General features: G+C 72.1%; 14 protein-coding genes. 6 read left to right on the forward strand and 8 right to left on the reverse strand.

What is annotated here, in order from left to right:
* Positions 1–19: 19 nt before the first annotated feature.
* A complete protein-coding gene (gene glgX / locus ACYVF4_RS01805; protein ID WP_460719155.1) occupies positions 20–2,224 on the reverse strand; it encodes a glycogen debranching protein GlgX in 2,205 nt (734 codons plus the stop codon).
* Positions 2,225–2,504: 280 nt separating this feature from the next.
* Here glgX and nirB point away from each other — a divergent pair, with 280 nt between their 5' ends.
* The 4 genes from nirB to ACYVF4_RS01825 are packed head-to-tail and all read left to right on the forward strand — an operon-like array spanning position 2,505 to position 7,838.
* Complete coding sequence (gene nirB / locus ACYVF4_RS01810) at positions 2,505–5,081, forward strand: nitrite reductase large subunit NirB (protein ID WP_460719157.1); 2,577 nt, start codon at positions 2,505–2,507, stop codon at positions 5,079–5,081.
* The gene (gene nirD, locus ACYVF4_RS01815) at positions 5,078–5,464 is read left to right on the forward strand and encodes a nitrite reductase small subunit NirD (RefSeq protein ID WP_460719159.1); all 387 of its coding nucleotides are present in this window, start codon (positions 5,078–5,080) and stop codon (positions 5,462–5,464) included. The genes nirB and nirD overlap by 4 nt, the downstream gene beginning before the upstream one ends.
* Positions 5,461–6,696 (forward strand): uroporphyrinogen-III C-methyltransferase, encoded by a 1,236-nt coding sequence (cobA, locus tag ACYVF4_RS01820; protein WP_460719161.1) that lies wholly within the window; start codon positions 5,461–5,463, stop codon positions 6,694–6,696. The genes nirD and cobA overlap by 4 nt, the downstream gene beginning before the upstream one ends.
* Positions 6,696–7,838, forward strand: coding sequence for a uroporphyrinogen-III synthase (locus ACYVF4_RS01825; protein WP_460719162.1), 1,143 nt, complete (start codon positions 6,696–6,698; stop codon positions 7,836–7,838). Before cobA ends, ACYVF4_RS01825 begins: the two co-directional genes overlap by 1 nt.
* A 33-nt stretch (positions 7,839–7,871) precedes the next feature.
* On the opposite strand, the gene trmD is transcribed toward ACYVF4_RS01825, so the two are convergent.
* A complete protein-coding gene (gene trmD / locus ACYVF4_RS01830) occupies positions 7,872–8,549 on the reverse strand; it encodes a tRNA (guanosine(37)-N1)-methyltransferase TrmD (RefSeq protein WP_460719164.1) in 678 nt (225 codons plus the stop codon).
* 167 nt (positions 8,550–8,716) lie between these two features.
* On the opposite strand from trmD, the gene ACYVF4_RS01835 reads away from it, so the two are divergent.
* Positions 8,717–10,135, forward strand: a complete 1,419-nt coding sequence (locus tag ACYVF4_RS01835; RefSeq protein ID WP_460719166.1) for an MFS transporter — start codon at positions 8,717–8,719, stop codon at positions 10,133–10,135.
* Positions 10,136–10,227: 92 nt separating this feature from the next.
* Here ACYVF4_RS01835 and ACYVF4_RS01840 read toward each other — a convergent pair whose 3' ends face one another.
* The 4 genes from ACYVF4_RS01840 to rpsP form a co-directional block, all read right to left on the reverse strand.
* Entirely contained in the window at positions 10,228–14,289 is a 4,062-nt protein-coding gene (locus tag ACYVF4_RS01840) for a molybdopterin-dependent oxidoreductase (RefSeq protein WP_460719168.1), read from the reverse strand.
* A 124-nt stretch (positions 14,290–14,413) separates the two neighbouring features.
* On the reverse strand, positions 14,414–15,049 hold the full coding sequence (gene rimM, locus ACYVF4_RS01845; RefSeq protein ID WP_460719170.1) for a ribosome maturation factor RimM: 636 nt from the start codon (positions 15,047–15,049) through the stop codon (positions 14,414–14,416).
* Between the two features lies 1 nt (position 15,050).
* Complete coding sequence (locus tag ACYVF4_RS01850; RefSeq protein ID WP_460719172.1) at positions 15,051–15,281, reverse strand: RNA-binding protein; 231 nt, start codon at positions 15,279–15,281, stop codon at positions 15,051–15,053.
* Positions 15,281–15,697 carry a 30S ribosomal protein S16 gene (gene rpsP / locus ACYVF4_RS01855; RefSeq protein WP_460719174.1) on the reverse strand — a complete coding sequence of 139 codons (417 nt, stop codon included), beginning with the start codon at positions 15,695–15,697 and terminating at the stop codon, positions 15,281–15,283. The genes ACYVF4_RS01850 and rpsP overlap by 1 nt, the downstream gene beginning before the upstream one ends.
* A gap of 183 nt (positions 15,698–15,880) precedes the next feature.
* Between rpsP and ACYVF4_RS01860 the strand changes: the two genes are divergently transcribed.
* The gene (locus tag ACYVF4_RS01860; protein ID WP_460719176.1) at positions 15,881–17,044 is read left to right on the forward strand and encodes a glutamate--cysteine ligase; all 1,164 of its coding nucleotides are present in this window, start codon (positions 15,881–15,883) and stop codon (positions 17,042–17,044) included.
* 18 nt (positions 17,045–17,062) lie between these two features.
* Here the strand turns inward: ACYVF4_RS01860 and ffh are convergent, their stop codons facing one another.
* Together ffh and ACYVF4_RS01870 are read right to left on the reverse strand one after the other, a co-directional pair.
* Positions 17,063–18,631 (reverse strand): signal recognition particle protein, encoded by a 1,569-nt coding sequence (ffh, locus tag ACYVF4_RS01865; RefSeq protein WP_460719178.1) that lies wholly within the window; start codon positions 18,629–18,631, stop codon positions 17,063–17,065.
* A gap of 169 nt (positions 18,632–18,800) precedes the next feature.
* Positions 18,801–19,442 (reverse strand): TetR/AcrR family transcriptional regulator, encoded by a 642-nt coding sequence (locus ACYVF4_RS01870; protein ID WP_460719180.1) that lies wholly within the window; start codon positions 19,440–19,442, stop codon positions 18,801–18,803.
* Between the last annotated feature and the right edge of the window lie 92 nt (positions 19,443–19,534).

Genomic DNA, 19,534 nt, shown 5'->3' on the forward strand with positions numbered 1-19,534 from the left:
TCCAGGATGAGCGGGCGGGTCAGCGGGGCAGCTCGCTGGCGGCGTGCTGCGGAATCGTCTCGGCGTCGGCGAGGGCGACCAGGGACGCCGCCACGGAGTGGTCGACGTCGGGTTCGGGCAGCTCGTGCTGGCAGAGCACCATGAGCGCCTTCGCCTCGAGCACCACGGCCTCGCCGGGTTCGACCGGATCGGTGTCGGCGCGCTGGCCGGCGGTGTCCACGAGCACGTCCCACTTCGGCGAGTACTCCACCGCGGGAAGCGTGAAGTCCACCGCGTCGTCACCGGCGTTGAAGAGCACGATGAAGTGCTTGTCCGACAGCGTCTCGCCTCGGCGATCGCGCTCGCGGATGCCGTCGCCGTTGAGGAACACGCCGACGGCGCGCCCGAAGCCGGAGTCCCAGTCCTCGGGCTGCATGACCGAGCCGTCGGGGCGCAGCCACACGATGTCGGGCACCGGAGCCCCCTCTTCCCGGCGGACGGGCCGGCCGTTGAAGAACCGGCTGCGCCGGAACGTCGGGTGGTCGCGGCGCAGGCGCGCGACGGCGGCGGTGAACTCCAGCAGCGGCTGGTCCACCGACTCCCAGTTCACCCACGTGAGCTCGTTGTCCTGCGCGTAGCCGTTGTTGTTGCCCTGCTGGGTGCGCCCCAGCTCGTCGCCGTGCGACAGCATCGGCACGCCTTGCGACAGCAGCAGCGTGGCGATGAAGTTGCGCTGCTGGCGGGCACGCAGGGTGAGGACGGCGGCGTCGTCGGTCGGGCCCTCGACGCCGTGGTTGTACGAGCGGTTGTGGGATTCGCCGTCGTTGTTGTCCTCGCCGTTGGCGTCGTTGTGCTTGTCGTTGTACGACACCAGGTCGCGCAGCGTGAAGCCGTCATGGGCGGTGACGAAGTTGATGGATGCCACGGGCCGGCGTCCGGAATGCTCGTAGAGGTCGGCGGACCCGGTCAGACGTGAGGCGAACTCGCCCAGCGCCTGCGGCTCGCCGCGCCAGAAGTCGCGCACGGTGTCGCGGTACTTCCCGTTCCACTCCGTCCACTGCGGGGGGAAGTTGCCGACCTGGTAGCCGCCCGGGCCGACGTCCCAGGGCTCGGCGATGAGCTTGACCTGGGAGACCACCGGATCCTGCTGGACCAGCTCGAAGAAGGTGGCCAGCCGGTCGACGTCGTAGAACTCCCGCGCGAGGGTCGAGGCGAGGTCGAAGCGGAAGCCGTCCACGTGCATCTCGAGGACCCAGTAGCGCAGCGAGTCCATGATCAGCTGCAGCGCGTGCGGATTGCCGACGTTCAGGCTGTTCCCGGTGCCGGTGTAGTCGGTGTAGTAGCGGCGGTCGCTGTCTTCGAGGCGGTAGTACGCGGCGTTGTCGATGCCGCGCATCGACAGCATCGGCCCCAGGTGGTTGCCCTCGGCGGTGTGGTTGTAGACCACGTCGAGGATGACCTCGATGCCGGCGGCGTGCAGGGCCTTGACCATGCCCTTGAACTCCTGCACCTGCTGACCGCGCTGCCCGGTGGAGGCGTAGGTGTTCTGCGGCGCGAAGAAGGCGGTGGTGTTGTAGCCCCAGTAGTTGGACAGCCCCTTCTCCTGCAGCGTCGAGTCGTTGACGAACTGGTGCACCGGCATGAGCTCCAGGGCCGTGACGCCCAGCTTTTTCAGGTGGTCGATGACCGCGGGATGGGCGATCCCGCTGTAGGTGCCGCGCAGCTCTTCGGGGATGAGGGGGTGGAGCTTGGTCATCCCCTTCACGTGCGCCTCGTAGATGAAGGTCTCGGCGTAGGGGGTCTTCGGCTGGCGGTCCCCCGCCCAGTCGAAGAACGGATTGACCACGACCCCCTTCATCATGGCGGCCGCGGAGTCGTCGTCGTTGCGCGAGTCGGGGTCGCCGAAGTCGTAGCCGAACACCGACTGCCCCCACGCCACCTGACCCTCGACTGCTTTGGCGTACGGGTCGAGCAGCAGCTTGTTGGCGTTGAAGCGCTGGCCGTTCTCGGGGTCCCACGCGCCGTGCACGCGATACCCGTAGCGCTGACCGGGACCGACATTGGGCAGGTAGACGTGCCACACGAACGCGTCGACGTCGCGCAGCTCGACGCGGGTCTCCTTGCCCCGGTCGCCGAACAGGCAGAGCTCCACGCGCTCGGCGCCCTCGCTGAAGAGGGCGAAGTTGGTGCCGTTGCCGTCGAACGTCGCACCCAGGGGGTAGGCGGAACCGGGCCAGGTCTGCATGCAGCCTCCAAGTCAGCGGAACGTCCTCACAGTATCGGGCGCGGACGGCGAACGGGCGGGATCTCACTTCGTGCTATAGGCGGCCGTGAGCGAAACGTTCGTTGGGGGTAATCGCGCGTGCCAGGAGAGAAAACACCGCGCTCGTAACGTGGCCGCCCACGACCGTCCGCGAGCCGAACTGGAGATCCCCATGACCGAGGCAGCACCCCGCACCCGCGTCGTCAAGAACTCGAAACACGGCGCTGACCTCGCCGCAACACCCGCCGCGTACGGTGACGCCATGAGCTCCACCCCCGCGCCCGCCCACCGCATCGCGGTCGTCGGCGCCGGGATGGTCGCCCACCGTTTCGTCGAGAGCCTGCTCTCGCGCGCCGACGACTCGTGGCGGATCACGCTGATCGGCGAGGAGCGGCGCCTCCCCTACGATCGCGTCGGCCTCACCGGGTTCTTCGGCGGCGCCTCGGCCGAGGACCTGACCCTCGACACCGCGATCCTGGACGATCCGCGGGTCCAGGTCGTCACCGGCGACCCCGTCGTCCGCGTCGACCGCGAGGCCCGGCAGGCGATCACGCGCGCCGGCGGGCGCGTCGACTACGACCACCTGGTGCTCGCCACCGGGTCGTACGCCGCGCGCCTCGCCGTCGACGGATTCGACCTGCCGGGATGCTTCGTCTACCGCACGCTGGACGACGTCGAGGCCCTCCGGGACTTCGTCGCCCGCCGCAGCGCCGAGCTCGGCCGCCCGCTGACCGGCACCGTCATCGGCGGCGGTCTGCTCGGACTCGAGGCCGCCGGGGCCCTCCAGGGCCTGGACGTCTCGTGCACGGTGGTGCAGTCCTCGGACCGCCTCATGAGCGCGCAGCTGGACCGGCCGGCGGGCGACGCGCTGCGGCGCCTGATCCAGCAGCGCGGCATCGGGGTGCGCACGGAGTCCGTCACGACGCGTCTGGACCCCGACCGCACGGGCCAGGTCGCGGGGCTGGAGTTCCGCGACGGGACGTACGAGAACACGGACGTCGTCGTCTTCACCGTCGGTGTCCGTCCCCGCGACGAGCTCGCCCGCACCGCAGGGCTGGACGTCCACCCCCGCGGCGGCGTGCTCATCGACCCGCAGTGCCGGACGTCGGATCCCCGCATCCTCGCCGTCGGCGAGGTCGCCAATTTCGACGGCGCGTGCGTCGGGCTCGTCGCCCCCGGCTACGCGATGGCCGAGGTCGCGGCGACCCGGCTGCTCGGGGGCGACGCGTCGTTTCCGGGGTACGACCTGTCGACCAAGCTCAAGCTGAGCGGCGTGGACGTGGCGAGCTTCGGCGACGCGTTCGCCGAGACGCCGGGCGCCCTGGACGTGGTCTACGCCGATCCGGTGGCGGGGGTGTACAAGAAGCTGGTCCTCTCGGACGATGCCAAGACGCTGCTGGGGGGCATCCTCGTCGGCGACGCGTCGGCGTACGGGTCCCTTCGCCCGCTGGTCGGCGGAGCCCTGGGCGCGGATCCGGCCGGCTACCTGATGCCCGAGGGCACCGCGGCGCCCACCGGCGATCTCCCGGATGCCGCGCTGGTGTGCTCGTGCAACTCCGTCACGGCCGGGACCATCCGCGAGGCGGTCCACGAGGGCGGCTGCACCGACGTGGCGGCGGTCAAGGCGTGCACGAAGGCGGGCGCCGCGTGCGGATCGTGCCTGACGAGCGTCAAGAAGATCGTCGGGGCCGAGCTGACGCGGCTCGGCGCGACGGTGAGCAGCGCGATGTGCGAGCACTTCGAGATGTCGCGCCGGCAGCTCTTCGACGCCGTCCGCGTCTCGGGCCTGACGACGTTCAGCGCCGTGATCGGCCGCTTCGGCAGCGGCCGGGGATGCGACGTCTGCAAGCCCGCGCTCGCCAGCATCCTCGCCACGCTCGTGCGCGGGCACGTGCTCGAGGGCGAGAACGCCACCCTGCAGGACACCAACGACCACGTGATGGCCAACCTGCAGAAGGACGGCAGCTACTCCGTCGTCCCGCGCATCCCCGGCGGCGAGATCACCCCCGAGAAGCTCGTGGTGATCGGTCAGGTCGCCCAGGACTTCGGCCTCTACACGAAGATCACCGGCGGGCAGCGCATCGATCTCTTCGGCGCCCGTCTCGAGCAGCTCCCCGACATCTGGAAGAGGCTCGTGGATGCCGGCTTCGAGTCCGGCCACGCCTACGGCAAGTCGCTGCGCACGGTGAAGTCGTGCGTCGGATCGACGTGGTGCCGCTACGGGGTGCAGGACTCGGTGGGCATGGCCGTCGAGCTGGAACTGCGCTACCGGGGGCTTCGCTCCCCGCACAAGCTCAAGCTCGGGGTGTCGGGCTGCGCGCGGGAGTGCGCCGAGGCGCGCGGCAAGGACGTCGGCGTCATCGCCACCGAGGCCGGGTGGAACATGTACGTCGGCGGCAACGGCGGCTTCACCCCGCGCCACGCGGTGCTGCTGGCCGAGGGTCTGAGCGATGCAGAGCTGCTCACCGCGATCGACCGCTTCCTGATGTACTACATCTTCACCGCAGACCGGCTGCAGCGCACCGCCCCGTGGTTCGAAGAGCTCGAGGGCGGCGTCGACGGACTGCGCGAGGTGATCTTCGAGGACAGCCTCGGGATCTGCGCGGACCTGGACGCCGCGATGGCCGCGCACATCGACTCGTACGAGGACGAGTGGAAGGCCACCCTCGAGGACCCTGACAAGCTCCGCCGGTTCGCCTCGTTCGTCAACGCCCCCACCACGCCCGACCCTTCGCTGGCCTACACCGCCGAGCGCGGTCAGGCCCGCCCCGCCACCGAGAGCGAGCGCGCCGACGGCCGCGTGCTCATCGCCGGAACCACCCTGGAGGTGCGCCGATGACCCTGACCGACGCCACGCCCGCCCGCGCGTCCACCGCGCGGACCGAATGGGTGCGGATCTGCGCCGTGACCGACCTCGAGGTCGAGCGCGGCCGCGCGGCCCTCCTCGGCGACATCCAGGTCGCCCTCTTCCTGCTGGCCGACGGCCGCGTGCACGCGGTGGCGAACCAGGACCCCTACAGCGGCGCCCACGTCATCTCCCGCGGCATCGTGGGCACGCGGCAGGGTGCCCCCACGGTGGCCTCGCCGATGTACAAGCAGGTGTTCGACCTGCGTACGGGCACGTGCCTGGACGCGCAGGGGAAGGACCCGGTTGCGCTGCGCACATGGCCGGTCGCCCTCGCGGACGGCGACGTGCTCATCCGTCGGGAGGCGGGCGCATGACGACGATGCTCGGTGTGTCCCTCGCCGGCCGCGAGGTGGTCATGGTGGGCGGCGGTCCGGTCACGGCCCGTCGGCTTCGGCGCTTCGTCGCCGACGGTGCACGCGTGCGCGTGGTCGCCCCCGACGTCGTGCCCGAGGTGCGTGAGCTCATCCTCGCCCACCGGCTGCCGTGGACCCGGCGCGCGGTGCGCCCGCGCGACCTCGCCGCCGCCTGGCTCGTGCACACCGCCACCGGCGACGCGCGCACCGATGCGGGCGTGGCGGCGCGGTGCGAGCGCCGGCGGATCCTGTGCGTCAACGCCTCGGACGGCGGGCACGGCTCGGCGAGGCTCGCCGCCGAGACCCGCTCGGGCGACGTCGTGGTCGGCGTCGTCTCGGATGCCGGTGTGGATCCGCGACGCGCGGCGACGGTGCGCGACGCCGTTGCGACACTGCTGCATGCCGGCCGGCTGCCCGTGCGCCGGCGGCGGGGCGGCGGCCCCGGCCGCGTGGACCTCGTGGGCGGCGGCCCCGGCCCCGTGGATCTCATGACGGTGCGCGGCCGCCGGCTGCTGGCCGAGGCCGACGTCGTCGTCGCCGACCGCCTGGGACCGACCGGCGCGCTGGCCGAGCTCGACCCCGAGGTCGAGGTGATCGACGTCGGCAAGCAGCCGGGCCGGCACACCGTGCCCCAGGAGGAGATCAACCGGATGCTGGTGGCGCACGCGCTGGCCGGCAAGCGGGTCGTGCGGCTCAAGGGCGGCGACCCCTTCGTCTTCGGACGCGGCGGCGAAGAGGTGGCCGCGTGCGTGGCAGCGGGCGTCGCCGTCGAAGTGGTGCCCGGGCTCACCAGCATCGTCTCGGTCCCGCAGTCCGCCGGCATCCCCGTCACGCATCGCGGAACCGCGGCGAGCCTGCACGTCGTCAACGGCCAGGCCGAGGAGGCCTCACCCGCCACGCTCGCCGCCCTGGCCGATCCGGCGGTCACCACCGTCGTCCTCATGGGGGTGGCGGCCCTACCGCGCCTGGTCGCGGCCGCCCTCGGCGCCGGGGCGCCCGCCGATCAGCCGGTCGCCATCGTCGAGCGCGGCCACACCGCCTCGCAGCGGACCACCCGGACGACCCTCGCCGGCGCCGTCGCGGCCGCGACCGCGGCCGGGGTGAGCAACCCCGCCGTCATCGTGATCGGCGACGTGGCGCGCGAGGGCCTGCTGCTGCCCGCCCTCGCACTGGCAGGTGACGCGTCCCGGTGATGAGCTCCACCGCCCCACCCCGCCGTCCGCTGTCGGCGGCCCTCGACGGCTGCACCGTCGTCATCGCCGTCGACCGCCGGTCGGGCGAGCTCGCCGCCGCGCTCGAGCGCCACGGCGCCGTCGTGCGGCACGCCCCCGCCCTCACGATCGTGCCGCACATCGACGACGAAGCCCTCCTCGACGCCACCCGCGAACTCATCGCCCACCCCCCTGACGTCGTCGTCGCCACGACCGGAGTGGGCTTCCGCGGCTGGATGGAGGCGGCCGAGGAGGCCGGTCTGCTCGACGACCTGCACGCGGCGATGAGCGGCGCGCAGATCGTCGCGCGCGGCCCCAAGGCGCGCGGCGCCATCCAGCAGGTGGGGCTCACGGCCGACTGGGTGGCCGAGTCCGAGACCTCCGCCGAGCTCGGCGACTTCCTCGTCGCCGAGGGCCTGGCCGGTCGACGCGTCGCGGTGCAGCATCACGGTTCCGGCGCGGACGGGCTGGACGAGCTGTTCGCCGCGCACGGCGCCGACGTCGTGAGCCTCACGGTGTACCGCTGGGGGCCGCCGGCGGACCCCGACACCGTCGTCCGTTCCGTGGTGGCCACCGCGGCCGGCGAGGTGGACGCGGTGCTCTTCACGTCGGCGCCGGGAACGGCCGAATGGCTCGCGGCCGCGCGGCGCGAAGGCGTCCTCGAGGCGATCGTCGAGCGGGCCGCGAACGGCCGGCTGCTGCTGGCGGCGGTGGGGCCCATCACCGCGGGACCGCTCGAGCAGGCCGGAATCGTCCCCCTCGTCGCCGAGCGCGGACGCCTCGGATCGCTCGTGCGCGGGGTGGTGACGCACTTCGGCGGCGGACACGCCCCGCACCTGGACACGTCGGCCGGACGACTGGAGCTGCGAAGCAGCGGGGTGGTGCTGGACGGCATCCACATCCCGCTCTCGCGGACCGGCGCCGATGTCGTGGCCGCCCTCTTCGACGCCGGCGGCGGCGTCGTCTCACGCGGCCGGCTGCAGGGCGCCCTCCCCCGGTCGGGCACCAACACCCACGCCGTCGAGATGGCCGTCGCGCGCCTGCGTGAGGCGATCGGCACGCCGGACCTCATCAAGACCGTGGTCAAGCGCGGCTACCGGCTGGACGTGCTCGACCCCGACTGACCGGCCGCGCCCGGGAGTGCTCGCGCCGCCGCGTCAGGGGATGAGGTCGGGTCGGACGCGCCGGGTCCGCTCGATGCTCTGCTCCCGCCGCCACGCCGCGATCGCGCCGTGATTGCCGCTGAGCAGCACCGGCGGCACCTCGCGCCCCCGCCACTGGGCCGGCTTGGTGTAGCTGGGGTACTCCAGCAACCCGTCCTCGTGCGACTCCTCGACGAGGCTGTCGGGGTTGCCCACGACGCCGGGCACCAGCCGCGACACGGCCTCGATCATCGCCATCGCCGCGACCTCGCCGCCGTTGAGGACGTAGTCGCCCAGGCTCACCAGCCGGACCCGCCCCTGCTCAGCGTAGTGATCGACCACGCGCTGATCGATGCCCTCGTACCGGCCGCACGCGAAGATCGCGTGGTCCTCGGCGGCGAGCTCCCGTGCCATCGCCTGCGTGAACAGCTCCCCCGCCGGCGACGGCACGATCAGCACCGAGCCGTCGTCGACGATGCCGTCCAGCGCCTCGCCCCACGGCTCGGGCTTCATCACCATGCCGGCTCCGCCGCCGTAGGGGGTGTCGTCGACCGTGCGGTGGCGGTCGTGGGTGAAGTCGCGCAGGTCGTGCACGCGCAGATCCAGGATGCCGCGGTCCCGCGCCTTGCCGATGAGCGAGACGTCGAGCACATCGAAGAACGCCGGGAAGATCGTGACGATGTCGATGCGCATGCCCTCGAGTCTAAGGACCGCCCGGGCATGTTTCCGGCGCGTGACAGGGCACTAACGACCGGGCGGGGTGGGCGTGATCCGACGGTGATCGAGAAGTAACCCCCCGGGGGTCGGTGCGGAAACACGCTCTTCATACGGTGAGGGCACACTCTCACCCAGGAGGAGCCATGACCACCACCGTCACCCCGTCCCAGACGGGTGCTGCAACTCCCGCGGCCGCATCCGCGGTCGCCCTCACCCATCGCCCGGGCCGCTGGATCGACGGCTGGGACCCCGAGGACGCGAAGTTCTGGGCGTCCGAAGGCCGCGCCGTCGCCCACCGGAACCTCCGCTGGTCGATCTTCGCCGAGTTCCTCGGCTTCATCGTGTGGCAGCTGTGGAGCATCGTCGTGGTGATGCTGCCCGCGGCCGGCTTCACCCTCACAAGCTCCGAGCTGTTCTGGCTCATCTCGCTGCCGAGCCTCGTCGGGGCGACGCTGCGCTTCCCGTACACGTTCATGGTCGCCGTCTTCGGCGGTCGCAACTGGACCATCGTCTCGGCGGCGCTGCTGCTGATCCCCGCCGTGCTGCTGGGGATCGTGGTGTCCAACCCCGAGACGCCGTTCGGCGTGCTGCTGCTGGTCGCCGCCCTCGGCGGCGTCGGCGGCGGCAACTTCGCAAGCTCCATGGCGAACATCACCTACTTCTTCCCGCAGAAGGAGAAGGGCTGGGCCCTCGGGCTCAACGCCGCCGGCGGCAACCTCGGCACCTCGGTGGCGCAGTTCGCCGTCCCGGTCGCCGTGACGATCGGCGCCGGGGCGACGCTGAACATCGCCCTCGCCGGCTGGATGTGGATCCCGCTGATCCTCGTGGCGATCTGGGGCGCGTGGAAGTACATGGACAACCTGTCCTCGGCGAAGGCGGACTTCGCCGGCTCGGCGGCAGCCCTGCGCGAGCCCCACCTGTGGCTGATGGCGCTGCTGTACATCGGCACCTTCGGGTCGTTCATCGGCTTCGCCAGCGTCTTCCCGAAGCTGATCGCCGACCAGTTCCCCGAGTTCACCACCTTCCAGGTGGGCCAGGCGGCGATCTCGCTGGCGTTCCTCGGCGCTCTGATCGGCTCGGTCGTCAGGCCCTTCGGCGGGCGTCTCGCCGACCGCTTCGGCGGCGCGCGCGTGACCGTCGTGACCTTCGGCGTGATGGCGCTGGGGGCGGCGGCGCTCATCTGGATGCTGTCGCTGCAGAGCTTCTGGGCCTTCCTCGGCTGCTTCCTGCTGCTGTTCGCCGCCACGGGCGCCGGAAACGGCTCGACCTACCGCATGATCCCGAGCATCTTCGCCGGGCGTGCGGCGGCCCGCGGCATCGTCCCCGGGTCCCCCGAGGCCGGCGCCGTGCAGCGCAAGTCCGCAGCCGCCCTCGGGCTCATCAGCGCGATCGGCGCCTACGGCGGGTTCGTGATCCCGCAGGTCCTCAACGCCTCGCAGCTGGCTTCGGGCAGCTACACGCCGGCGTTCTTCGGCTTCGTCGGGGCGTACCTGCTCCTGGCGGTGCTGACCCTCGTGGTCTACGTCGTCCCGCGCGCCGGGCTGGGACGCCACCGCATCTGAGTCCCACGACGAAGCGGGTCGCGCCTCAGGGCGCGGCCCGCTTCGTCGTCCCCGGCGGGGCAGCGTGCGGGCGACCGCGTCGAACGATGCGATCAGTAGATGTCGCGCACGTAGCGCTTGTCGGCGGCGAGCGCGCGCACATACTCGGCGGCGGCGTCCGCCGGCATCCCGCCATGGCGCTGCACGATGGTGCGCAGCGCCTCGTCGACGTCCGGCGCCATGCGTGCGGCGTCGCCGCAGACGTACACGTGCGAGCCGTCCTGCAGCCATCGCCACAGTTCGGCGCCGTGCTCGACCATGCGGTCCTGGACGTAGATCTTCTGCCGCTGGTCGCGCGAGAACGCCACGTCCAGCCGCGTGAGGAAGCCGTCGGCGTGCATGCCCGTCAGCTCGTCGCGGTAGTAGAAGTCGCTCGCCTCGTGCTGCTCGCCGAAGAAGAGCCAGTTGCGTCCGGAGTGACCGTCCGCGCGGCGGTCATGCAGGAACCCGCGGAACGGGGCGACGCCCGTGCCCGGCCCGATCATGATCATCGGCGCGTCCGGGTCGGCGGGCGGGCGGAAGTGGGGCGAGCGCTGCAGGTAGAGGGGGGTGCGGCCGTCGGGCTGGTCGGCGAGGAAGCTCGAGCAGACGCCGCCGCGCTCCCGGCCCGTCTCGGTGCGGAAGCGGACGACCGACACGGTCAGCTGCACCTCGTCGGGGGACGTCTTCGGGCTGGACGAGATCGAGTACTGGCGGGGCTGCAGGCGGCCGAGCACGTCGACCCATTCCTGGGGGTCGGCGGCGACGGGGAACGCCTGCAGGACGTCGACGCCCTGCATGCCCCACAGGTACTGCTCGAGGCGGCCCTTGTTCTCGCGGCGCAGCAGTCCCGACAGCGCCGAGTCCGCCGTGCGGTCGGCGACGAAGCGCAGCAGGTCGGGCGTGATCCTGGCGATGTCCAGGCGCGCCCGCAGGGCCTCGCCGAGCATGCGCTCCTGGCCGTCCACCTCGACGACGGTGCGGGCGGCGAGGCCCGTGGCATCGAGCCACTCGGCCACGAGGGATGCACGGTTCTCGCACACGACCCCGAGCGCGTCCCCCGCTTCGTAGCCGACGTGCCAGTCGGACAGGTCGAAACCGAACTGCCGCACCTCTTTCTGCGATCCGGCGCCGCTCAGCAGCACATTGGTGACCAGGGGCGCGTGGACGGGATTGGCGCGGGTGAACAGGCGCGTAGCCTGCGCGGGAGCCGGTGCCGCACCGACGGCCTCAGCGGCGCCGAGAGCGCGCAGGACATCGTCGAGCCACCTGACCGCGCGCATCTCGAAGTCGGGCTCGCAGTCCACGCGCGGCAGGAGGGGTGTCGCCCCGAGCGCCGCCAGCCGCTCGTCCATGGCGCGCCCGTGCCCGCAGAAGTCGTCGTAATTGGAATCCCCCATCGCCAGCACGGCGAAGCGGACGCCGTCCAGGGCGGGGGCCTCCGCGGCCTGCAGCTCCTGCCACAGCCCGGCGGCGTTGTCGGGCGGTCCGCCGTCGCCGAAGGTTGACGTGACGACCAGCAGGTCGCCGGCACCGGCGAGCTCCGGCATCGTCACGGCCGCCATGTCGACCGCGCGCGCCGCGATCTGCCGCTGGGCGAGCGCCGCGACGCACCGCTGGGCGAACTCCTCGGCATTGCCGGTTTGTGACCCCCACAGGACCATGACCGCGTCCCCGCCGGGGGGTACCGACGGCGCCTGCGCCCGCGCGTGGGCACCCGCCAGCATCCCGTCGAACCACCGGCGCACCGCGTCGTCGACGGGCGCGGAAGCGGGGAGCACCGGCACGGTGCCCGGCTCGATGACCGCGGTCTCGAGCGCGGCGAAGAACCCCCCGAGGTACTCGCTCTCGGCAGGGGTGAGCGCCGGGGGCGCGGCGAGGGCGGGCACCGCCCACTCTGCCGGGCGGCCGGACGCCGCCTCGGGCGCCGGCCCGACCCGCCGGATCGCCACCGCGGCGTACTTCAGCTCCGGCTGCAGCGACGCGGGGTCGACGGCGTCGCTGGTGAGGGAGTTGACCGTGACGTGCTCGCCGTGCTCGTCGTTCCAGTGGAACGGGGCGAACAGCCCGCCGGGACGCACGCGGTCGGTGAGGACGGCGGGCAGCACGACGCGACCACGGCGCGAGGACACCTCGACCAGGTCCCCCGCGGTGATCCCGTGCGCCTCGGCGTCGTCGGGATGCAGCTCCACGAAGGGTGACGGGTTGAGCTTGAGGAGCTTGGGCACCCGGCCGGTCTTCGTCATCGTGTGCCACTGGTGCTGCAGCCGCCCGGTGTTGAACACGAACGGGTAGGCGTCGTCCGGCAGCTCCGCCGGGGGCAGGTGAGGACGGGCGAGGAACTGCGCCCGCCGGGACGCCGTGGCGAACGCCAGCCGCGGACGGTGGCCGTCGGCATCCGTGTGCAGGGTCTGGCTGACCCCGTCGTTCAGATAGCGCACCGGATGCCGGTCGGCGGCGTCGCCCGGTGGCGCCGGCCACTGGACGGGGCCGCGGCGCAGGCGCGCGTAGTCGACCCCGCGCACGTCCCACCCCGTCTGCGGGTTCCAGAACCGGCGGATCTCGTCGAAGACCTCCTCGCTCGTGGAGTAGTCGAAGCCGTCGGCGAACCCCATGGCCTGGGCGATGCGGCAGATGGTGCGCCAGTCCGGCTCCGCCTCGCCCGGTGGGTCGGCGACCTGCTGCACGAGGGTGAGGGTGCGGTCGCTGCTGACGGTGACGCCGTCCGCTTCGACCCACAGGGTCGCCGGCAGCAGGATGTCGGCGTACGCGTTGGTGGCGGTGTCGGTGTAGACGTCCTGCACGATCACCAGTTCGGCGGCCTCCAGGCCCTCGATCACCGTGCGGCGGTTGGCCACCGACGCCACGGGGTTCGTGCAGATGATCCACGCGGCCTTGATCGCCCCCTCGGCGAGGCCGCGGTACATGTCGATCGTGCCGGGCCCCGCCTCGGCACGGATGGTCCCCGGCGCGATCCCCCACACCTGCTCGGTGAAAGCCCGGTCCACGGCGCTGAAGACCGCGCGCTGCCCCGGCAGTCCCGGGCCCATGTAGCCCATCTCCCGGCCGCCCATGGCGTTGGGCTGCCCGGTGAGCGAGAACGGCCCGCTGCCCGGGCGGCAGATCGCACCGGTCGCCAGGTGCAGGTTGCAGATGGCGTTGGTGTGCCAGGTGCCGTGGGTGGACTGGTTCAGTCCCATCGTCCACAGAGTCATCCACTCCCCCGCTTCGGCGATCCACCGCGCGGCGGTGCGGATGTCCTCCTCGGCCAGGCCCGTGACCCGGGCGACCCGTTCCGGGCTGTAGTCGGCGAGGAAGGCGGGCATCTCCTCCCAGCCCTCGGTGTGCGAGGCGATGAACTCCTCGTCGATGGCGCCGGCGTCCACCAGCAGGTGCAGCAGACCGTTGAGCAGCGCCAGATCGGTCCCGGGGGCGATCTGCAGGAAGAGGTCGGCGCGATCGGCCGTCGCGGTGCGCCGCGGGTCCACGACGATGAGCCGCGCGCCCTGCTTCAGCCGGTCGGCCATCCGCAAAAACAGGATCGGGTGGCAGTCGGCGGCGTTGGAGCCGATGACCAGGAACAGATCGGCGAGGTCGAAGTCCTCGTACGACCCGGGCGGTCCGTCCGCCCCCAGGGACTGCTTGTAGCCGGTGCCTGCCGAGGCCATGCACAGCCGCGAGTTGGACTCGATGTGCAGCCCGCCGATGTAGCCCTTCACCAGCTTGTTCGAGAGGTACTGCGCCTCCATCGTCATCTGGCCCGAGACGTAGACCGCCACGGAGTCGGGGCCGTGCTCGTCCACGATGGCGCGGAGCCTCCGGCCGGCCTCCGCCACGGCATCCGCCATCGGCGTCGGCACCGGCGCCTCGCCGCGCGAGGGCCGCACGTGCGCCGTCGTCATGCGCCCGGGCGCCCGCATGAGGTCGGCGTGGGTGGCGCCCTTGGTGCACACGCGCCCGCCGTTGGTGGGGTGCTCCCGGTCGCCGGTCACCGAGACGACGCTGCGGGGACCCTCCCCCTCATCGCCGGCCGAGACGCGCAGACCGCAGCCGACGCCGCAGTACGAGCACACCGTGCGCACCGCCCCGATCCGACGATCCGTCGGCGAGGTCGGCGCATCGAGGGTGGAGCTCATGCATCCGATGATGGAGCGCGGAGGTTCCGGGGGCTTTCCCGCGATGTTTCCCGCAGATCACATCTCGCGCATCGGGCGGCGGGCGCAGAAGTGAGTGGATGCCGTGGGCGGCTGCCGCGGCGGCTCAGCCGTCGTCGCGGGCGGCGGCCCCGGCATCCGACCCGCCGTCTTCGTCACGGGCGGCCGCGTCGCCGGTGTCGCCGGCGTCGGTGTCATCGCTGTCGGGGAGGTCCTCGAAGAGCCCGGGCGGCGGGGTCACCACGACCCGGCCCGCGGCGATGTCGACCTCGGGGACGATCGCGGTGACGAACGGCACGAGGACCTCGCGCTCGTCGGCGGTGCGGACGATCAGCAGGTCCTGCGCGGGAAGATGGTCCACGCGCACGACGCTGCCGACGCGCTCGCCGTCGCGGACGACGTCCAGGCCCACCAGCTGGTGGTCGTACCACGCGTCGTCCTCGGCGGGGGCGGCATCGGCATCCTGGTCGATCCAGAGGATCGCGCGCACGAGCGCCTCGGCCTGACTGCGGTCCTCGACCCCTTCGAAGAAGGCGACCGGGTGGCTGTTCATCCATTTGAACTCGCGCACCGTCAGGGGCTTGCCGTGCCACGGCGAGGACTCGGGCACCTGCAGGGTGAAGGTGGCGCCCGGGGTGAAACGACCCTCGGGGTCGTCGGTGTAGAGCTCGAGCTTCAGCGCGCCCTTGAGGCCGTGGGCCTTGACGAGGCGTCCGACGCGCAGTTGGGTCTTGCCGCTCATCTCAGTCGTCCGCGACGTCGACGCGCACGCGGCGACCGTCGGCGAGCGCCGTGATGAGGGTGCGCAGGGCCTTGGCGGTGCGCCCGCCGCGCCCGATGACCCGTCCGCGGTCCTCGGGGTGCACGTGCACCTCGAGGACGTCGCCCCTCGACGAGGCGGACGAACGGATGCGCACGGCGTCAGGGTGATCGACGATCCCCTTGACGACGTGTTCGAGCGCGGCGGCGAGCACTACTCTGCGTCGGCCTGGTCGGCGGCGTCGGCGGCGGGAGCCTCGGCGGGCTCCTCGGCCTTCTTCTCAGCCTTGGGCTTGACGACGGACTTCTTGGCCGAGTCGACCTCGAAGGGCGCCTTCGGCTCGGCGGTCTTCACCGTCGAGACGGCGTCCTTGTCGCCCTTGAAGCGGCCCCAGTCGCCGGTGAGCTTGAGGATGGCGCGCACCTGCTCGGTCGGCTGGGCACCGACGCCGAGCCAGTACTGCGCGCGGTCGGAGTCGACCTCGATGAACGAGGGCTGCTCGGTGGGGTGGTACTTGCCGATCTCTTCGATCACGCGACCGTCGCGCTTGGTGCGCGAGTCGGCGACGACGATGCGGTAGTAGGGCGCACGGATCTTGCCCAGGCGCTTGAGACGGATCTTGACAGCCACGATTCTCCTGAATGTGTGGGAAGCGGACGAACTGGACGTCCGGGAGCGTGGGGTGCACACCCGGCGGAAAGCTCAGGAACGGCCCGCGACGCTGGATAGAGGGTCGAGCGCCGGGTCCGACCCTCTATTCTGCCAGATCGCAACGGTGGCTGCGAACCGCGCGGTGCGTGCCAGACTGAGCCTGTGACGGTGCCCTTCGCGACCTCCGCACGCTCGTCCGTCGGCCTCGAGTGGGAGATCATGCTCGCCGACGAGGTGACCGGGGACCTCGTCCCGCGTGCCCCCGAGGTGCTGTCCGCGCTCGAGGAGGCCTCGGCGCTGGAGCGGTACACGGTCACCGGCGAGCTGCTGACCAACACCGTCGAGGTCACCAGCGGCGTCGGGCGCACCGTCGAAGCCGCCGTCGACGACATCGCCGACGCGATCGCCGCCGTGCGGCAGGTCACCGATCCGCTGGGCATCGCGCTGATGTGCGCGGGCTCCCACCCCTTCGCGCAGTGGTACGACCAGAAGGTCACCGACAAGACGCGGTATCACAGCCTCATCGAGCGGACGCAGTGGTGGGGTCGCAACATGATGATCTGGGGCATCCACGTGCACGTCGGCGTGGACGACGTCGACAAGGTCTTCCCGATCATCGGCGCCCTGTCGGCCTACCTCCCCCACCTGCAGGCGCTCTCGGCGTCGAGCCCGTTCTGGGCGGGCGAGCGGACCGGATACGCCTCGAACCGCGCCCTGGTGTTCCAGCAGCTGCCCACGGCGGGCCTGCCCTGGCCCCTGCAGACATGGCAGGAGTTCGAGGGCTACCTCGATGACATGGTGCGCACCGGCGTCATGCGCGACGTCACCGAGGTGCGGTGGGACATCCGTCCGGCGCCGCGGTGGGGCACCATCGAGGTGCGCGCGTGCGACGGCATGTCGACGCTCCCCGAGCTCGCCGCCGTCGCGGCGCTCGTGCAGGTGCTCGTCGAGCGGTTCTCGCGCGACCTCGACGAGGGCCGGACACCCCAGACCCTCCCGCCCTGGTTCGTCCGCGAGAACAAGTGGCGCGCGGCCCGCTACGGCCTGGACGCGCGCGTGATCATCGACCGCGAGGGCACGCAGGTCCCCGTGCGGGACCACCTGCGCCAGACGATCGCGGCCACCGCCGACATCGCCGCCGAGCTCAAGTGCGCGCGGGAGCTGTCCGGGATCGAGCGGATCCTCACCGGCGGGGCGAGCTACGAGCGGCAGCTGCTCGTCGCCGACGCCGCCGACGGCGACCTGCGGCAGGTCGTGCAGCACCTGATCGGCGAGTTCCGCGCCGGCCCGACCCTGCGCGATCACCTCGCGACGCTGCGCCCCTGAATCAGGAGCGGCGCTGGATCAGGAGCGGCCGAGCATCTTCTGCAGCTCGGCCAGGTCCGCCTCGCTGGGCGCGCCCGCACCCGCACCGCCGCCCAGGCCGAAGCCGGACCCGGTCGGCGCGGCCGCGCGCTCGGCGGCGATTCCGGCGTTCTCGGCGGCCCGCTTGGCGGGGTTGCCCGACCGCGAGCCGGAGCCCTTCTTCTGCTTGCCGCCGCGCTTGCTCGACGCGCCCGGGCGCCCGGCGCCCGGAACCGGACCCATGCCGGGGATCGAGGGCACACCGCCGCGCGCGACGGTCTTCATCATCTTCGCCGCCTGCTCGAACCGCTGCACCAGCTGGTTGACGTCGGTGACGGTCATGCCCGAGCCGCGCGCGATGCGCAGGCGGCGCGAGCCGTTGAGAATCTTGGTGTTGCGGCGCTCAGCGGGCGTCATCGAGCGGATGATGGCCTCGGTGCGGTCGATCTCCCGCTCGTCGAAGTCGTCGATCTGCTGCTTCATCTGGCCCATGCCCGGCAGCATGCCGAGCATCTTCTTCATCGAGCCCATCTTGCGCATCTGCTGCATCTGCTCGAGGAAGTCCTCGAGTGTGAACTGCTCGGTCGCGAGCTTCTCGGCGACCTTCAGCGCCTCCTCCTCGTCGAAGGCCTGCTGGGCCTGCTCGATGAGGGTCAGGATGTCGCCGAGGTCCAGGATGCGGCTGGCCATGCGGTCGGGGTGGAAGGCCTCGACGTCCTCGAGGCCCTCGCCGGTGGACGCGAAGATGATGGGGCGGCCGGTGACCGACGCGACCGACAGCGCGGCACCGCCGCGCGCGTCGCCGTCGAGCTTGGACAGCACCACGCCGGTGAAGTCCACGCCGTCCTGGAAGGCCTTGGCCGTGTTGACGGCATCCTGGCCGATCATCGCGTCGATGACGAAGAGCACCTCGTCGGGGTCCGTCGCTCGCCGGATGTCGGCTGCCTGCTTCATCAGCTCGGCGTCCACGCCGAGGCGGCCGGCGGTGTCGATGATGACGACGTCGTGCTGCTGGCGGCGGGCGACCTCGACACCGTCCCGCGCGACGCGGACCGGGTCGCCGACGCCGTTGCCGGGCTCGGGGGCGTAGATCGCCGCACCGGCGCGCTCGGCGACGACCTGGAGCTGGTTCACGGCGTTCGGGCGCTGCAGGTCGGCGGCGACGAGGAGCGGCGTGTGGCCGTCCTTCTCGAGCATGCGCGCGAGCTTGCCGGCGAACGTGGTCTTTCCCGACCCCTGCAGGCCGGCGAGCATGATGACCGTCGGCGGGTTCTTGGCGAACTGCAGCCGGCGCTGCTGACCGCCGAGGATGCCCACGAGCTCCTCGTTGACGATCTGCACGACCTGCTGGGCGGGGTTCAGCGCGCGGTTGACCTCGTCGCCCAGCGCGCGCTCGCGGATCTTCGCGGTGAACTCCTTCACCACGCCGAGCGCGACGTCGGCGTCCAGCAGCGCCCGCCGGATCTCGCGCACCGTCCCGTCGACGTCCGCGGGCGTGAGCTTGCCCTTGGTCCGCAGATTGCGGAAGGTCTCGGTGAGCCGGTCGGAGAGGGTGCCGAAAGTCGCCATGATCCTGCGATTCTACGCGTCCCGCGCGTGCACCCCCGACGACGGCGCCCGCGTGGTCGCGCCGCCGCGGCGGGCCAGAACTCCACGGGATCGCGCGGCGCGGGCCGGGCTCACGCGCGTCAGGGCCGCGCGCCGGTCCGGATCCGTGGAGTCCTGCCACCGGGGCGGGTCAGGCGGGGCCCGGCGGGACGGCCCCGGCATCCGCTGTCACCGCCCCTTCGGCCCCGGCGTCCCACGCCGCCACGCCTTCGGCGGCGGCCGCCGCCCTCGCCAGGAAGCGCGCGAGCGAGGTGCGCCCGGCCCCGTCGTGCGCCCACGCCTCGATCGCGGCCAGGACCGCCCCGCCCCACGCGGCGCCGGCGACCTCGGCGTGCAGCCGGTCGGCTCCACCCCGCACGAGCCGCGCGGCGACGGCGCGCGCGATGCGGGAGCGTCGCAGCGACGCCTCCCGCTCGAGCTCCTCGCCGATCCCCATGGCGACGGCGTTCACGATCCCGAGCGCCAGGCTGTCGGGCGCGAAGTCGGCCGCGACGGCCAGCACGCCCTCGCGCACGTCGGCCGCGGCATCCGTCGCCGACCCTGCCAGCGCACCCTCGAGCACCGCGATGCGGTCGTCGAGGCCCGCCCACAGCACGCCGGCCTTGGAGTCGAAGTAATTGAAGAAGCTCGACCGGCTCACACCCGCGCGCGTGGCGATGTCGGCGATCGAGGTGGCTTCGAAGCCCTGCTCGAGGAAGAGCTCGCACGCAGCCTCGGCGAGCATCTCGCGCGATGACGCCTTCGGTCGTCCGACCCGTCCTCTGCCGGTCATGGGACCGAGGCTAGCGCGACACGGATTCGCGGCGCGTGCCGTATTCTTGGACGCGATCCAGATTTCTCCTTCCGCCCGTCCGGCGATCGATC

The sequence above is a fragment of the Microbacterium aureliae genome (genome assembly GCF_054780155.1).

What these genes read in the sequence shown, in the direction of transcription:
- glgX (WP_460719155.1), bottom strand. Translation starts at nt 2,224, where the DNA reads ATGCAGACCTGGCCCGGTTCCGCCTACCCCCTGGGTGCGACGTTCGAC.
- nirB (WP_460719157.1), top strand. Translation starts at nt 2,505, where the DNA reads ATGAGCTCCACCCCCGCGCCCGCCCACCGCATCGCGGTCGTCGGCGCC.
- nirD (WP_460719159.1), top strand. Translation starts at nt 5,078, where the DNA reads ATGACCCTGACCGACGCCACGCCCGCCCGCGCGTCCACCGCGCGGACC.
- cobA (WP_460719161.1), top strand. Translation starts at nt 5,461, where the DNA reads ATGACGACGATGCTCGGTGTGTCCCTCGCCGGCCGCGAGGTGGTCATG.
- ACYVF4_RS01825 (WP_460719162.1), top strand. Translation starts at nt 6,696, where the DNA reads ATGAGCTCCACCGCCCCACCCCGCCGTCCGCTGTCGGCGGCCCTCGAC.
- trmD (WP_460719164.1), bottom strand. Translation starts at nt 8,549, where the DNA reads ATGCGCATCGACATCGTCACGATCTTCCCGGCGTTCTTCGATGTGCTC.
- ACYVF4_RS01835 (WP_460719166.1), top strand. Translation starts at nt 8,717, where the DNA reads ATGACCACCACCGTCACCCCGTCCCAGACGGGTGCTGCAACTCCCGCG.
- ACYVF4_RS01840 (WP_460719168.1), bottom strand. Translation starts at nt 14,289, where the DNA reads ATGAGCTCCACCCTCGATGCGCCGACCTCGCCGACGGATCGTCGGATC.
- rimM (WP_460719170.1), bottom strand. Translation starts at nt 15,049, where the DNA reads ATGAGCGGCAAGACCCAACTGCGCGTCGGACGCCTCGTCAAGGCCCAC.
- ffh (WP_460719178.1), bottom strand. Translation starts at nt 18,631, where the DNA reads ATGGCGACTTTCGGCACCCTCTCCGACCGGCTCACCGAGACCTTCCGC.
- ACYVF4_RS01870 (WP_460719180.1), bottom strand. Translation starts at nt 19,442, where the DNA reads ATGACCGGCAGAGGACGGGTCGGACGACCGAAGGCGTCATCGCGCGAG.